This window comes from Streptomyces sp. NPDC002773, assembly GCF_040295605.1.
Taxonomy (GTDB): Bacteria; Actinomycetota; Actinomycetes; order Streptomycetales; family Streptomycetaceae; genus Streptomyces.
In genome coordinates, this window is sequence record NZ_JBEOVO010000003.1 from 89,195 (window position 1) to 103,494 (window position 14,300).

The following is a 14,300-nucleotide window of genomic DNA, read 5'->3' on the forward strand; positions in this document are numbered from 1 at the left end:
GCTTCAGCACCACAGGGTTTCGCGAACCCGCTACAGGGGGCGTGGTCCTGCACTCGCAGAGACCGGCAGCGGAAATCCCTCTGCAAGGGAAGGCGGGATCTACCTGCCAGTCGGCCTCGGAGCGGCCGCAGGAGGAGAGCGGTCCGAGGGGGGGACGTGAAGATCACGGCGTGCGAGGTGGATTCGGCCACGAAGTGGCCCAGTGCGGAGTTGCTGGTCACCAATAGGTCGAGTAAGGCCAGCAATTACATCGTGCAGGTCGAGTTCGTCGACGCGTCTCACAGGCGGCTGAGCGAGGCGTATGCGACGACGAACGGCCTCGCGCCTGGCCGGCAGTCGAGGTTGACGGCCCAGGGCCTGGACCAGATCACGGCCGAGATCACAAGCCGGATCACGGACGTCAGCCGATTCGCGTCCTGAATCGGCTCCCGGCCGGTGGGGCTTCGCGCTGACGCGGCCTTGGACCCGCGCCCGCTGCGCCGGCCTGGAAGTCGTCGAGATGAACATCGCCGTGACGACGTCCACCTGTCCGATGAGCACGCGGATGATGGCGGAGCGGCCGCAGGGCGAGTTGAGTATTCGAGGCCGCCCGGCACCGGATACTTCGCCCGCGGGGTCAGCCCCGTCGAGCGATCCTCGGGCGCGAGGCAATACCGTCGCCTCAACCGCGGCGGCGACCGGCAGGCCAACGCCGCCCTGCACCGGATCGTGCAGTCCCGCCTGCGCTTCGACCCCCGCACCCAGGAGTGCTACGAGTGCCGCACCCAGCAGGGCAAGACCCGGCGCGAAATCGTCCGATGCCTCAAACGCTACGCTGCTCGTGAGGTGTTCCACCTGGTCAGGACCACCCATTCGTACCCGACGCTATAGGGGCTGTCGTGACAGATGAAGGTGTGAACCGGTGAGCGAGACCAAGATCGATACGCTGCAGTACCGCGTTGACGGGCCAGAACAGGCTCCCGTCCTGGTCATGGGGCCGTCCCTCGGTACCACATGGCACATGTGGGACCGGCAGATACCCGAGCTCACCCGGGACTGGCGGGTCGTCCGGTTCGACCTGCCCGGGCACGGCGGCGCGCCCGCCCAGCCCTTCACCTCCGTCGCCGACCTCGGCGACCGGCTCCTCGCCACCCTCGACACGATCGGCGTCCAGCGCTTCGGGTACGCCGGCTGCTCCCTCGGCGGCGCCGTCGGCCTCGACCTGGCCCTGCGCGCACCCCACCGGGTCGCCTCCCTCGCCCTCGTCGCCACCTCGCCGCGGTTCGGCAGCGCCGACGAGTTCCGCCAGCGCGGAGTCATCGTCCGCGCCAACGGCCTGGAGCCGATGGCCCGCGCCGCCCCCGAGCAGTGGTTCACCTCCGTGTTCGCCGGGGCCCAGCCCGCGATCGTGGACTGGGCCGTCCAGATGGTCCGTACGACCGACCCCGCCTGCTACACCGCCGCCTGCGAGGCCCTCGCCCTCTTCGACGTCCGCGACGCCCTCGACCGGATCGTCATCCCGGCCCTCGTCCTCGTCGGCTCCGAGGACCAGGTCACAGGACCCGCCGAGGCCAGGACCCTGGTCGCCGGCATCGCCGACGCCCGTCTCGCCGTCGTCCCCGGCGCCTCGCACCTCGCGCCCGTCGAGCAGCCGGCCGCCGTCACCGACCTGCTCATCGACCACTTCGCCGGCACCGCCCCCGACACCAGCGGCGTCCTGACCGTGCCGCCCCTGCCCGCGACCCCCGTGCCCGTGGCCGAGCCCGCCCCGGCCGCAGCGGAGGCCGCGGAGGCCGGTCGCCCCGACCCGTACGAGAAGGGCCTCGGGCTGCGCCGCGAGGTCCTCGGCGACGCCCATGTGGACCAGGCCCTCGCCGACGACCCCGACGGGGCCTTCCAGGACCTGGTCACCCGCTACGCCTGGGGCGAGGTCTGGAGCCGCGAGGGCCTCGACCGGCGCACCCGCAGCGTCGTCACCCTCACGGCCCTCATCGCCGGCGGCCACCGGGAGGCCCTCGCCGACCACACCCGCGCCGCCCTCCGCAACGGCCTGTCGGCCGAGGAGCTGCGGGAGATCGTGCTCCACGCGGGCGTGTACTGCGGCCTCCCCGCCGCCGACACCGCGCTCCGGGTGGTGGCCCGCGTCGTCGAGGAGGAGACCACGCCCCCGGCGTAACCTGGCCGTGTGAAGCTGACGAAGAAGTCCCACGCCTGCGTGCGTCTCGAGAAGGACGGGCGGACGCTCGTCCTCGACCCCGGCGGGTTCACCGAGGAGGACGCGGCCCTCGGGGCCGACGCCCTCCTCGTCACGCACGAGCACCCTGACCACTTCGACGAGGGCCGCCTCCGCGCCGCCCTGGACGCCAACCCGGCCGCCGAGATCTGGACGCTCCGCAGCGTCGCCGAACAGCTCGCGGCGGCCTTCCCCGGGCGAGTGCACACCGTCGGCGACGGCGACACCTTCACGGCGGCCGGCTTCGACGTCCAGGTCCACGGCGAGCTGCACGCGGTGATCCACCCGGACATCCCGCGCGTCACCAACGTCGGCTACCTCGTCGACGGCGCCGTCTTCCACCCCGGCGACGCGCTCACCGTGCCCGACCACCCCGTGGACACGCTGCTGCTCCCTGTCATGGCCCCGTGGAACAAGATCTCCGAGGTCATCGACTACGTCCGCGAGGTCAAGCCGCGCCGGGCCTACGACATCCACGACGCCCTGCTCACGGATCTCGCCCGGCCCATCTACGACCGCCAGATCGGCGCCCTCGGCGGCACCGACCACGACCGCCTCGCCCCCGGCGCGTCCACCCAGCTCTGAGTCGGGCGGGCGCCGATTGTCGGACCCCGCACGTAGGCTTGCGGCCATGCGCATCGCCACCTGGAACGTCAATTCGATCACCGCCCGGCTGCCCCGGCTGCTGGCCTGGCTGGAGAGCAGCGGCACGGACGTGCTGTGCATCCAGGAGACCAAGTGCACGGCCGAGCAGTTCCCCACCGAGGAGCTGCGCGCCCTCGGCTACGAGTCCGTGGTCAACGCCACGGGCCGGTGGAACGGCGTGGCCCTGGTCTCCCGCGTCGGCCTCTCGGACGTCGTCATGGGCCTGCCCGGCGGCCCCGACTACGACACGCTGGAGGAGCCCCGGGCGATCTCCGCGACCTGCGGCCCGGTCCGCGTCTGGTCGGTGTACGTGCCGAACGGCCGGGAGGTGGCCCACGAGCACTACGCGTACAAGCTGCGCTGGCTCGAGGCGCTGAAGGCGGCCGTCGCGGACGACGCGGCGGCGGAGCGCCCCTTCGCCGTCCTCGGCGACTACAACATCGCCCCGACCGACGACGACGTCTGGGACATCGCCGTCTTCGAGGGCGCCACGCACGTGACGGAGCCGGAGCGGGCCGCGCTCGCCGGTCTGCGCGAGGCCGGCCTGACCGACGTGGTCCCGCGCCCCCTCAAGTACGACCACCCCTTCACGTACTGGGACTACCGCCAGCTCTGCTTCCCCAAGAACAAGGGCATGCGCATCGACCTGGTCTACGGCAACAAGCCCTTCGCCGAGGCGGTCACGGACAGCTATGTGGACCGCGAGGAGCGCAAGGGCAAGGGCGCGTCGGACCACGCGCCGGTCGTCGTCGACCTCGACGTGTAGGGCGTTCAGGGCTGTCCGCGCCGCTGCCGCGGCGATGATGATCTCCGCGCGCCGGGTGGGCGACCGGGAGACGTCGGTGCGACGCTGTTCTGATGAACATCCCGTTTCTCGACCACTGGCGCAAGCGGCGTGAACCCGAGCCGGCCGGCTCCCCGCTGGTCGCGGCCTTCGACCGCGACCCCGGGGGAGCGGGCGAGCTGCTCGCCGAATGCGAGCTGCTGCGTGCCCGGGTCGCGGAGGCGGGGGTGGCGCTCGACGACACCCCGCGCTCCCTCGAGGAGCTCGACCAGCTGCCGCCGCGCTGGCGTGACGACCCGGAGGAGCTGCCCTGGATCGGGAACGACGCCGGGCTCTACCTCGGCACCGTGATCGTCCGGAACGTGCCGGGCGCCCACTGGCAGGTGTGGCCGAACGGCGGCCCGGTGGTACGGCTCGCCTCCGGCCGGGAGATCCAGGTCGTCGAGGCCGGTCTCGACTGGGCGGTGACGGGCTCGCCGGAGCTCTCCCAGGTGTACGCCGAGGCCGCCGAGTACTGACTCCGGGGGAGGCCCGCGCCACCCTTCTGCAGTAAATACGGCTTTTCCTGTTTCATGCGTGTCGGGCGTGAAGTCCCTTTTCTGGTGGATAGTTTGCGCTGACCCGACACCGCTGAGAAATGGGGCAGGGCAGCGTATGGCCGTCGTCGATCCGCTGATCGAACTGCGTGGCGTCAACAAGCACTACGGCACGTTGCACGTCCTCCAGTCCATCGATCTCACCGTCGGCCGGGGGGAGGTGGTCGTCGTCATCGGCCCGTCCGGCTCCGGCAAGTCCACCCTCTGCCGGGCGATGAACCGCCTGGAGCGCGTCGAGTCCGGCGAGATCGTCATCGACGGGCAGCCCCTCCCCGACGAGGGCAAGGCGCTCGCCCGGCTGCGCGCCGAGGTCGGCATGGTCTTCCAGTCCTTCAACCTCTTCGCCCACAAGACCGTCCTCGCCAACGTCTCCCTCGCGCAGATCAAGGTCCGCAAGCGCAAGAAGGACGAGGCCGACCGGCGTTCGCGCGAACTCCTCGACCGGGTCGGACTCGCCGCGCACGCCGACAAGTACCCGGCCCAGCTCTCCGGCGGCCAGCAGCAGCGGGTGGCCATCGCCCGCGCCCTGGCCATGGACCCCAAGGCGCTCCTCTTCGACGAGCCGACCTCGGCCCTCGACCCGGAGATGATCAACGAGGTCCTGGAGGTCATGCAGCAACTCGCCCACGAGGGCATGACGATGGTGGTCGTCACCCACGAGATGGGCTTCGCCCGCTCCGCCGCCAACCGGGTCGTCTTCATGGCCGACGGGAAGATCGTCGAGGACCGCGCGCCGGAGGACTTCTTCACCGCCCCGCGCAGCGAGCGCGCCAGGGACTTCCTCTCCAAGATCCTCAAGCACTGAGCGGGGTGGGAACCATGCAGCGCACGCACCGGGCCCCGGCCGTCCTCGCTCTACTCCTCGCCGCGGCGGCGGCGCTCGCCGGCTGCGGCAAGGAGGGCAGCCCGCCCGTCAAGGGCCCGCAGCCCGACGAACTCCCCGTCTACCAGGTCCTGTCGGGCTTCACCCTGCCCGACTCCAGCACCTGGAACCGGGCGAAGAAGCGCGGCCGGCTCGTCGTCGGCGCCAAGGAGGACCAGCCCTACATGGGCGAGAAGGACCCGGCCACCGGCCGCTACTCGGGCTTCGACATCGAGATCGCCAAGATGATGGCCGCCTCCCTCGGCTTCGACCCGGCGGGCATCGACTTCCGTACGATCGCCTCCGCCAACCGCGAGACCGCCCTGCAGAACGGCCAGATCGACTACTACGTCGGCACGTACACCATCAACGACAACCGCAAGAAGCTCGTCGGCTTCGCCGGGCCCTACTACCAGGCCGGCCAGTCCCTCCTGGTCCGCACCGACGAGAACGACATCAAGGGCCCCCAGGACCTCGCGGGGAAGCGGGTCTGCTCGGCCGCCGGCTCCACCCCGTACCAGCGGATCGAGAAGGACTACCCGAAGGCCGAACTCGTCGCCTACGACACCTACTCCGCCTGCGTGGACAACCTGCTGACCTACCAGGTCGACGCCGTCACCACCGACGACACGATCCTCATGGGCTACGCCGCCAAGGTCCCCGACGAACTCAAGGTCGTCGGCAAGCCGTTCTCGAAGGAGCCGTACGGAATCGGCGTCCCGCGCGGCGACAACGCCCTGCGCTTCGCCCTCGACGACGCCATCGCCGCCCACGAGAAGAACGGCGACTGGAAGAAGGCGTACGACGCCACGCTCGGCCTCTCCGGAGTGCCCGCCCCGAGACCGCCCGCCATCGACCGCTACCCGGCGCGCTGACCGGAGGGCCCCCCGACATGGAGTCAACGTCATGGACGTCCTGACCGACAACTTCTCGCTCTACGGCAAGGGATTCCTCGGCACCGTCGAACTCACCGTCTACGCCTCGGCGCTCGCCCTCGTCCTGGGCTTCGTCATGGCCTCCTTCCGGGTCGCGCCCGTCGGCTCCTTCCGGGTCTTCGGCACGGTCTGGGTCGCCGTCCTGCGCAACACCCCGCTGACCCTGCTCTTCTTCGCGGTCATGCTGGGACTGCCCCGCTTCGGACTCGTCCTGCCCTTCCAGCTGTTCGCGGTCCTCGCGCTCGGCTGCTACACCTCGGCCTTCATCTGCGAGGCGCTCCGCTCGGGCATCAACACCGTGCCGCGCGGGCAGGGCGAGGCCGCCCGCAGCCTCGGCATGACCTTCACCCAGACCCTCGGCACGGTCGTCCTGCCGCAGGCCTTCCGCACGGTCATCCCGCCGATCGGCTCCACCCTGATCGCCCTCGCCAAGAACTCGGCCATCGCCGGAGCGTTCAGCGTCACCGAACTCCTCGGCACCTACAAGACGTTGAGCGAACTCGGCTACAACATCATCTGGACCTTCGTCTGGATCGCCGCCGGGTACCTGATCATCACCCTCACCATCAGCGCCCTCTTCCACGTCCTGGAGAAGCGCTGGGGAGTCGCCCGATGACCGAGTCCACCGCCCTCTACGACATCCCGGGACCGCAGGCCCGGCGGCGCCACCTCCTCTACGGCCTCGCGTCCACCGTGCTGATCCTCGCCCTGGCCGGCTGGATCCTCTACCTCCTGTTCGACAACGACCAGTTCACCACCACCAAGTGGTCGCCCTTCGCCTACGAGGGCATCCAGGAGCTGCTGCTCGAAGGGCTCGGCAACACCCTCAAGGCCTTCGCGTACGCCTCGGTGCTCTCGCTCGCCCTCGGCGCGGTCCTCGCCACCGGACGGCTCTCCGAACACCGGGTGCTGCGCTGGATCTCGACGCTGCTCGTCGAGTTCTTCCGCGCGATGCCCGTCCTCGTGATGATCTTCTTCATCTTCGTGGCGCTCAAGGTGCAGGCGCTGCCCGCGCTCGTCGCCGGACTGACCCTCTACAACGGCTCCGTGCTCGCGGAGGTCTTCCGCACCGGCATCCACGCCGTGGCGCGCGGCCAGGGCGAGGCCGCGTACGCGCTCGGCATGCGCAAGACCCAGGTCATGACCTACGTCCTGGTGCCGCAGGCCGTCCGCGCGATGCTCCCGGCCATCATCAGCCAGCTGGTGGTGGCGCTCAAGGACACCTCGCTCGGATTCCTCATCACCTACGAGGAGTTCCTGCACGCCGGCAAGCTGATCGCCTCGAACCTGGACTACGACCTGCCGTTCATCCCCGTCGTCCTCGTCATCTCACCGATCTACATCGGGATGTGCATGCTGCTCTCCTGGTTCGCCACCTGGGTGGCCCGCAGGGAGCGCCGCAACCCGAAGACCAGGGCCGTGGACGTCGCTCCGGCCGAACCACAGACGCTGCTGCCGGGACCGCAGTAGCGAGCGAGGAGCCGCACCCGCCCGGCAGCAGCCGGTGATCACTCCTTCCGCAACGGTACCGACACGTACGACGGGTCGGCCGAGGGGGAGGAGAAGGTCAGCTGCGCGCCGGTCGGGTTGTGCTCGATGTAGAGCGGGTCGACGGTGTCGACGACCAGCGCGAGCCGGTGCCCGGCCGGCACGTCGTACGCCGTGGAGAACAGCTCCAGGTCGACGGCGAACGGCTTCCCCGGGGTCCGGTCGTGGAAGGTGTACGGGGCGTTGCTGACCAGCTTGCCGACGCCGAGCGGACCCACGTCGTAGAGGTACGCGACGAGGGTGCCGCTCGTCTCGGCGGGGGTGACGGTGGTGTGCACCTTCACGGTGCCGCGCACGCGCTGGGGGGTGTCGTACCGCTCGGACTGCCAGACGCCGGCGAAGGCGCGGGGGAGCAGGGGGACGGAGACGACGGGCGGGACGCGGAGGAACTGGTCCAGGGCGTTGGAGAGCAGGGTGATGCCGCCGTTGGCGCCGGAGTCGACGTTCGCCCAGATCCGCTGCGTACCGCCGAGGTCGAACTTCCGCTGGTTCGCGTGGACGGACTTCCAGTCGGGATAGCCCTCGTAGCCGGCGGCCGAGCGGGACTTCAGCTGCACCGGCTGCTCGCGGTCGATGCCGTTGTCGACGCCCTTGAGGTGGCGGTCGAACCAGCGGTGGGCGCTGGTCCAGGTGTCGTTGGGGAGTCCGAACAGGCCGGTGGCCTCGGCGGTGGCGTGGTCGCCGGGGCGGAACTCCAGCCGCTTGGGGCCGGTGAGCTTCTCGAAGAAGCTCGCGTACTGGTTGGGCGGGAAGATGGTGTCGCCCCAGGCGTTGCCGAGCATGACCGCGGCGCCGTTGGCGTTGATCCGGTCCAGGTAGGTGGCGGGGGACCGGGTGCGGCCCCAGGCGATCATCTCGTCCTCCTTGTCGAGGTTCGACGAGAGGAAGTCGCCCAGCACCTCCTTGAGCTCGGGCCCGGGGCGGCCCGTCAGGTACCCGGCGCCGCCGAGCAGGGCGGCGGCCTGGAGGTGCTGGGTGCGGCCGCTGTAGATGGACTCGATGAGGTCGGCCCAGCCGCTGAGCGCGGCGACGGCCTTAATCCGCGGGTCGTGGGCGGCGGCGAGGAGGCTGATCCCGGCGCCGTACGAGACACCCGCCATGCCCACGTGCTCGGGGTCGGCGGGCGTGTTCGCGAGCGCCCAGTCGACCACCTTCGAGGCGTCGGCGACGTCCTTGGGGCCCGCGGTCTCGATCTCGCCGCCGGACTGCCAGAAGCCGCGGGAGTTGTAACTCACCACGACGTAGCCGGAGTCGGCGAGCTTCTTGGCCTGGGCGAGGTACTCGATCTGAGGCATGGCCCAGCTGGTGGGGAGCACGATCAGGGGATGGCGGGCGGCGCCGCCGGAACCGGCGGGGGTAATGACGTTCGCCTTGAGGACGGTGCCGCCCTCCCCGGCGATGTCGACGAAACGGATGCCGGTGTCCGCGCTCGTTCCGGTCTCTCCGGCCTGGACGGCAGGCGCGAGCCCGAGGGCCGTTCCGGCCACGAGAGCGGCCGAGACGGCGAGGGTCAGGGATGTGCGCACGGGTCACTCCTCACTGGGGCACTGCGGGGTCAGTGCGGGCACTGCCGGGGGCGGTGATGGGGGGCAGTGAAAGTGACCCGACGGTAACCGGAACGGTTTACCCGTGGTAACCGGTCGGTATGTTACGCGTGAGTAACGATTGGCCGGATGCCGGGGAGGGCCCCGCAGGTGCGAGCGGTCCTGTGGCCGTCGGTCCCGACCTGTCATGATGGCGGCGTCTTCACCTCTGAATCTCTCCCGGGGGCGGCGCGGTGGCGGACTCGCACAGCACTCCCGGCGTCTTCGATCCGCGGATCTACGCCGCCGGCATCCCGCACGACCGCTTCCGCGCCCTGCGCGATCTGACGCCCGTCGCCCGCCAGGAGGAGCCGGAGATCCTGGGCTGGCCCGCCGGGCCCGGATTCTGGGCCGTCACGCGGCACGCCGACGTCGTCCGGGTGCTCAGGGACCCGGGGACGTACTCCTCGTGCCTCGGCGCCACCCAGATCCGCGACCCCGACCCCGCCGACCTGCCGTTCATCCGCCGCATGATGCTCAACCAGGACCCGCCCGAGCACGGCAGGCTGCGGCGGCTCGTCAGCAGGGCCTTCACCCCGGGGCGGATCGAACGCTTCGGCGTCACCGCCCGCGAGCGGGCCCGGAGCCTGCTGAGCGCCGCCCGCGCGGACGGCGGCCGTACCGACCTCGTCCGTACCGTCACCGACGACTACGCCCTGCTCAACCTGACCGACCTGCTCGGCGTCCCCGCGAGCGACCGCGGACTGCTCCACACCTGGACCGAGCGGGTCATCGCCTACCAGGACCCCGACGAGCCCCCGGTCCTCGACGGCGAGGGGCGTCCGGTCAATCCGCGCTCGCCCGCCATGCTCGCCGAGATGTTCGCCTACGCCCAGGACCTCGCCGCGTACAAGCGCGCGCATCCCGCCGACGACGTCATGACCTCGCTCGCCACCTCCGAACTCGCCGACGCGGAACTGGAGATGTTCTTCTTCCTGCTGACCGTCGCGGGCAACGACACGGTCCGCAGTGCCGCCCCCGGCGGACTCCTCGCCCTCGCCGAACACCCCGGCGAGCAGCGGAGGCTGTGGAACGGCGAGGTCTCCCTGGACACGGCGGTGGAAGAACTCCTGCGCGTGCACCCGCCCGTGCTCTCCTTCCGGCGCACCGCGGCCCGCGACACCGAGCTGGCGGGCCAGGCGATCCGGCGCGGCGACAAGGTCGTCGTCTTCCACGCCTCCGCCAACCACGACGAGCGCGCCTTCCCCGACCCCCACCGCCTCGACCTCGGCCGGACCCCGAACCCTCACGTCTCCTTCGGCGACGGCCCGCACGTCTGCCTCGGCGCCCACTTCGCCCGGCTCCAGCTGCGCGTCCTCCACGAGGAGGTGCGGAAGGCGTGCGGCGGCCTGGAACTCACCGACCCGCCCCGCCGGCTCGTCTCCAACTTCATCAACGGCGTCAAGACGCTGCCGGTGCGGCTGCGGGAGCCGTCAGCGCCGCGCGCGTGACATCGGCCACCAGCTCCACCACATCGGGGCCGTACGCGTCCGAGTGGACGACCTTGAGGAGGAGGGCGAAAGGACCGGAGCCGTACTTCCGTGCCAGCGTCTCGTGATGCCGGGCCAGATGGCGTGCCGCCGACTGGTTGGCGATCGCCGCCTGACCGCAGAGGAGGAAGACGGGCCGTCCGCCGTCGCCCCCGATGAGACGCGCGAGGATCACGTACTCGGCCGCTCCGTTCACGAGCCGGTACGCCTCGCCGCCGACGGTGAACATCCCCCGGTCCGCAATCGGTTCCGACTCCACGTTCATCGTCAGGCCGGGCAGGAGGGACGCCAGGTGCGCCGCCATCCGCCGGTTCGAGTACGGTCCGCCGACGCAGAACTCCGTGCGGTCCCCCAGACCCTGCCGGGCCTCGTCGTGCTGGACTATCTCCGGCCGCGCCCCGCAGTCCTTGATCAGGGCCGAGAGTTCGAGGAGCGCGGAGACGTCGACGCTGTGCACGGCACGATCGCTGCCCGCGTGGCGGTTCACCACGAGCAGGCAGTCGGAGCCGTCCCGCAGCCCGAAGAAGGCCTGCTTCCGCCGGAGCCGTCGGCGCCACAGGTACGTCCGGGTCAGCCAGCCCAGTGAGGCGCTCTCCCCGGTCGCCAGAACACCCAGGACGACGTTGCGCACGTCTTCGTTCATGGGCGCGCATCGTAGCGGCTCGACGCACCCTTGTTCGAGGCGGTCCTGACGAGACGGCGCGACGGAAGTTACGCTGCCCGGACGGTCTCGACTGGAGGTACGGATGCGTCGTTCCGCCGCCCGGAAGGTCTCTCTGCTCGCCGTCGCCCTGACGGTGCTCTCGGTGGGCGCGGCGGCGCCGCCGAACACCCCGCCGCCACCCGCACCCGTCAAGGAGCCCGTCGCCGTCGGCTACGGCGGAGCCGTCGCCAGTGTCGACGCCGACGCGTCGGCCGCCGGGGTCGAGGTGCTCCGCGAGGGCGGCAACGCCGTCGACGCCGCCGTCGCCGTCGCGGCCGCCCTCGGCGTCACCGAGCCGTACTCGGCGGGCATCGGAGGCGGCGGCTACTTCGTCTACTACGACGCGAAGAGCCGCACCGTGCACACCGTGGACGGCCGCGAGACCGCGCCCCGCTCCGCCGACGCGGAGCTCTTCGTGGAGAACGGCAAGCCGATCCCCTTCGACGAGGGCATGACCAGCGGCCTCGGCGTCGGCACCCCCGGCACCCCGGCGACCTGGAAGACCGCCCTCGACGCCTGGGGCAGCAAACGGCTCGGCACCCTGCTCGAACCCGCTGGGCGCCTCGCCCGGGACGGCTTCACCGTCGACGCCACCTTCCGCGCGCAGACCGCCGCCAACGAGGCGCGGTTCCGCGACTTCCCCGCCAGCTCCGAACTCTTCCTGCCCGGCGGGAAGTTGCCGGTGGTCGGGTCCGTCTTCAAGAACCCCGACCTGGCCCGTACGTACGAGACGCTCGGCCGCCAGGGCGTCGGCGCCCTCTACCGGGGCCCGCTCGCCCGGGACATCGTGAACACCGTCCGCACGCCCCCGGTCCGCGAGGGCGCCACCCGGAAGGTCCGCGCCGGCGACCTGACGACCCGTGACCTCGGCGCGTACGAGACGGAGTTCCGCCGGCCCACGAAGGTCTCGTACCGGGGGCTCGACGTCTACGGCATGGCCCCCTCCTCCTCCGGGGGTACGAGCGTCGGCGAGGCGCTGAACATCCTGGAGGGCACCGACCTCGCGGCCGCCTCCCCGTCCCGCTATCTGCACCGGTTCATCGAGGCCAGCCGCATCGCCTTCGCCGACCGGGGCCGCTGGGTCGGCGACCCGGCCTTCGAACGGGTGCCGACACGCGGGCTCCTCTCCCAGCGGTACGCCGACTCGCGCGCCTGCCTGATCCGCGACGACGCCGTCCTCACCAGCCCCCTCGCGCCCGGCGACCCCAGCGACCCCGTGCCGTGCAGGAGCGGCGGCACGGCCGCCCCGACCACGTACGAGGGTGAGAACACCACGCACCTCACGGTCGCCGACAAGTGGGGCAACGTCGTCGCGTACACGCTCACCATCGAGTCCACCGGCGGCAGCGGCATCACCGTGCCCGGCCGGGGCTTCCTGCTCAACAACGAGCTGACCGACTTCTCCTTCGCGCCGGCCAACCCGGCCGTGCACGACCCGAACCTGCCCGGACCCGGGAAGCGGCCCCGCTCCTCGATGTCCCCGACGATCGTCCTCGACGGGCACGACCGGCCGGTCCTCGCCCTCGGATCCCCCGGTGGCGCGACCATCATCACGACGGTCCTGCAGACCCTCACCGGGGTCGTCGACCGGGGCCTGCCGCTCGTCGAGGCGATCGCCGCGCCGCGCGCCAGCCAGCGCAACCAGACGACCACCGAACTCGAACCCGGTCTGTGGGACAGCCCGCTCAAGGCGGAGTTGGAGGCGATCGGGCACGGGTTCCGGCAGAACCCGGAGATCGGCGCGACGACCGGCGTGCAGCGCCTGCCGGACGGCCGCTGGGTGGCCGCAGCGGAGAAGGTCCGCAGGGGCGGCGGCTCGGCGATGGTGGTCAGGCCGGCGGGAGGGTAGGCCGGTCGGTGGGCCGCCCCCGCGCCGCCTACAGCGCCGTGAGCACGCGGGGGCCCGCGTCCGTGATCGCGACCGTGTGCTCCGCGTGGGACGCGCGCGAGCCGTCGGACGTACGGATCGTCCAGCCGTCGCTCGCCGTGTAGTGGTCGTCCGTACCGCCCCCGATGAGCATCGGCTCGATCGCGAGCACCATCCCGTGGCGCAGTTTCATGCCCCGGCCCGGTCGTCCCTCGTTGGGGACGCCCGGGTCCTCGTGCATCGCGCGGCCGATCCCGTGACCGCCGAAGCCGTCCGGGACGCCGTACCCGGCGGCGCGGCAGACCCGCCCGATCGCGTGCGCGATGTCGCCGATCCGGTTGCCGACGACGGCCGCCGCGATGCCCGCGGCCAGGGCCTCCTCCGCCGCGGCGACCAGCCGGGCGTCCTCCGGCCGGGCCGGGCCGACCGTGAAACTGACGGCCGAGTCGCCCGCCCAGCCGCCGAGCAGGGCGCCGCAGTCCGCCGAGACGAGATCGCCCGGGGCCAGCCGGGTCCCGTCCGGGATGCCGTGGACGATGGCGTCGTTGACGGACACGCACACGACCGCGGGGAACGGGACCGGCGCCCACTCCGGGTGGTAGTCGAGGAAGGGCGAGCCCGCCCCCGCCGCGTCCAGCACCTCCCGGGCGGCCCGGTCCAGCTCGGACAGCGGGACGCCGGGCGCCGCCCTCTTCCGCACGGCCGCGAGGGCACGGGCCACCACCCGCCCCGACTCACGCATGGACGCCAGATTCTCGTTCGTCTTGATCTCCACCATGCCAATTATTATACCGGTATTAGAATGGTGGCATGGTGCGTACACCCCTGACCCCAGAAGAGCGCGAGCGCGGCGAACGCCTCGGCCTGTTCCTGCGCGAGGCGCGCGGCGAGCGGTCCATGGCCGAGATCGCCCTCGCCGCCGGCCTGTCCGCCGAGACCCTCCGCAAGATCGAGACCGGCCGGGCCCCGACCCCGGCGTTCTTCACCGTCGCGGCCCTCGCCGGGGTCCTCGGCCTCTCCATGGACGAGCTGGTCGTCCGGTGCGCGCTCGTGCCCGTCTGAGGGCGCCGGGCGC

General features: G+C 71.5%; 15 protein-coding genes and 1 pseudogene. 13 read left to right on the top strand and 3 right to left on the bottom strand.

Annotated elements, in window-relative coordinates; all coding sequences use genetic code 11:
- The first annotated feature begins 156 nt into the window (after positions 1–156).
- The 10 genes and pseudogenes from ABT034_RS05625 to ABT034_RS05670 all read left to right on the top strand — a co-directional run bounded on the left by ABT034_RS05625 (position 157) and on the right by ABT034_RS05670 (position 7,504).
- Positions 157–420 (top strand): FxLYD domain-containing protein, encoded by a 264-nt coding sequence (locus tag ABT034_RS05625; RefSeq protein WP_351211565.1) that lies wholly within the window; start codon positions 157–159, stop codon positions 418–420.
- Positions 421–612: 192 nt separating this feature from the next.
- Positions 613–870, top strand: a pseudogene (locus ABT034_RS05630) (transposase); the annotation flags it as partial.
- Positions 871–901: 31 nt separating this feature from the next.
- Positions 902–2,155 carry a bifunctional 3-oxoadipate enol-lactonase/4-carboxymuconolactone decarboxylase PcaDC gene (pcaDC, locus tag ABT034_RS05635; protein ID WP_351211567.1) on the top strand — a complete coding sequence of 418 codons (1,254 nt, stop codon included), beginning with the start codon at positions 902–904 and terminating at the stop codon, positions 2,153–2,155.
- A 9-nt stretch (positions 2,156–2,164) separates the two neighbouring features.
- On the top strand, positions 2,165–2,797 hold the full coding sequence (locus ABT034_RS05640) for an MBL fold metallo-hydrolase (protein WP_351211569.1): 633 nt from the start codon (positions 2,165–2,167) through the stop codon (positions 2,795–2,797).
- 46 nt (positions 2,798–2,843) lie between these two features.
- Positions 2,844–3,623, top strand: a complete 780-nt coding sequence (locus ABT034_RS05645) for an exodeoxyribonuclease III (RefSeq protein WP_351211571.1) — start codon at positions 2,844–2,846, stop codon at positions 3,621–3,623.
- Between the two features lie 92 nt (positions 3,624–3,715).
- Positions 3,716–4,159 carry a DUF6278 family protein gene (locus ABT034_RS05650; RefSeq protein ID WP_351211573.1) on the top strand — a complete coding sequence of 148 codons (444 nt, stop codon included), beginning with the start codon at positions 3,716–3,718 and terminating at the stop codon, positions 4,157–4,159.
- A gap of 136 nt (positions 4,160–4,295) precedes the next feature.
- A complete protein-coding gene (locus ABT034_RS05655; RefSeq protein ID WP_351211575.1) occupies positions 4,296–5,042 on the top strand; it encodes an amino acid ABC transporter ATP-binding protein in 747 nt (248 codons plus the stop codon).
- Positions 5,043–5,056: 14 nt separating this feature from the next.
- Positions 5,057–5,974, top strand: coding sequence for a glutamate ABC transporter substrate-binding protein (locus tag ABT034_RS05660; protein WP_351211576.1), 918 nt, complete (start codon positions 5,057–5,059; stop codon positions 5,972–5,974).
- 31 nt (positions 5,975–6,005) lie between these two features.
- Positions 6,006–6,650 carry an amino acid ABC transporter permease gene (locus ABT034_RS05665; protein WP_351211578.1) on the top strand — a complete coding sequence of 215 codons (645 nt, stop codon included), beginning with the start codon at positions 6,006–6,008 and terminating at the stop codon, positions 6,648–6,650.
- Positions 6,647–7,504, top strand: coding sequence for an amino acid ABC transporter permease (locus ABT034_RS05670; RefSeq protein WP_351211580.1), 858 nt, complete (start codon positions 6,647–6,649; stop codon positions 7,502–7,504). The genes ABT034_RS05665 and ABT034_RS05670 overlap by 4 nt, the downstream gene beginning before the upstream one ends.
- A gap of 38 nt (positions 7,505–7,542) precedes the next feature.
- Here ABT034_RS05670 and ABT034_RS05675 read toward each other — a convergent pair whose 3' ends face one another.
- On the bottom strand, positions 7,543–9,108 hold the full coding sequence (locus ABT034_RS05675; protein WP_351211582.1) for a CocE/NonD family hydrolase: 1,566 nt from the start codon (positions 9,106–9,108) through the stop codon (positions 7,543–7,545).
- A 251-nt stretch (positions 9,109–9,359) separates the two neighbouring features.
- On the opposite strand from ABT034_RS05675, the gene ABT034_RS05680 reads away from it, so the two are divergent.
- On the top strand, positions 9,360–10,616 hold the full coding sequence (locus tag ABT034_RS05680; protein ID WP_351211584.1) for a cytochrome P450: 1,257 nt from the start codon (positions 9,360–9,362) through the stop codon (positions 10,614–10,616).
- Here ABT034_RS05680 and ABT034_RS05685 read toward each other — a convergent pair.
- The gene (locus ABT034_RS05685) at positions 10,567–11,298 is read right to left on the bottom strand and encodes a hypothetical protein (protein WP_351211586.1); all 732 of its coding nucleotides are present in this window, start codon (positions 11,296–11,298) and stop codon (positions 10,567–10,569) included. The two genes, ABT034_RS05680 and ABT034_RS05685, sit on opposite strands and share 50 nt — an antisense overlap.
- A gap of 103 nt (positions 11,299–11,401) precedes the next feature.
- Between ABT034_RS05685 and ggt the strand changes: the two genes are divergently transcribed.
- A complete protein-coding gene (ggt, locus tag ABT034_RS05690) occupies positions 11,402–13,207 on the top strand; it encodes a gamma-glutamyltransferase (protein WP_351211588.1) in 1,806 nt (601 codons plus the stop codon).
- Between the two features lie 28 nt (positions 13,208–13,235).
- Here the strand turns inward: ggt and map are convergent, their stop codons facing one another.
- Positions 13,236–14,003: a type I methionyl aminopeptidase gene (map, locus tag ABT034_RS05695; protein ID WP_351211590.1), complete on the bottom strand. Its 768-nt coding sequence runs from the start codon at positions 14,001–14,003 to the stop codon at positions 13,236–13,238.
- 32 nt (positions 14,004–14,035) lie between these two features.
- On the opposite strand from map, the gene ABT034_RS05700 reads away from it, so the two are divergent.
- A complete protein-coding gene (locus ABT034_RS05700; RefSeq protein ID WP_351211592.1) occupies positions 14,036–14,287 on the top strand; it encodes a helix-turn-helix domain-containing protein in 252 nt (83 codons plus the stop codon).
- Positions 14,288–14,300: the final 13 nt, after the last annotated feature.

Bases quoted from the DNA above. Each gene is read 5' to 3' on its own strand.
- ABT034_RS05645 (WP_351211571.1), top strand. From the start codon at position 2,844: ATGCGCATCGCCACCTGGAACGTCAATTCGATCACCGCCCGGCTGCCC.
- ABT034_RS05650 (WP_351211573.1), top strand. From the start codon at position 3,716: ATGAACATCCCGTTTCTCGACCACTGGCGCAAGCGGCGTGAACCCGAG.
- ABT034_RS05655 (WP_351211575.1), top strand. From the start codon at position 4,296: ATGGCCGTCGTCGATCCGCTGATCGAACTGCGTGGCGTCAACAAGCAC.
- ABT034_RS05660 (WP_351211576.1), top strand. From the start codon at position 5,057: ATGCAGCGCACGCACCGGGCCCCGGCCGTCCTCGCTCTACTCCTCGCC.
- ABT034_RS05665 (WP_351211578.1), top strand. From the start codon at position 6,006: ATGGACGTCCTGACCGACAACTTCTCGCTCTACGGCAAGGGATTCCTC.
- ABT034_RS05670 (WP_351211580.1), top strand. From the start codon at position 6,647: ATGACCGAGTCCACCGCCCTCTACGACATCCCGGGACCGCAGGCCCGG.
- ABT034_RS05685 (WP_351211586.1), bottom strand. From the start codon at position 11,298: ATGAACGAAGACGTGCGCAACGTCGTCCTGGGTGTTCTGGCGACCGGG.
- ggt (WP_351211588.1), top strand. From the start codon at position 11,402: ATGCGTCGTTCCGCCGCCCGGAAGGTCTCTCTGCTCGCCGTCGCCCTG.
- map (WP_351211590.1), bottom strand. From the start codon at position 14,003: ATGGTGGAGATCAAGACGAACGAGAATCTGGCGTCCATGCGTGAGTCG.
- ABT034_RS05700 (WP_351211592.1), top strand. From the start codon at position 14,036: ATGGTGCGTACACCCCTGACCCCAGAAGAGCGCGAGCGCGGCGAACGC.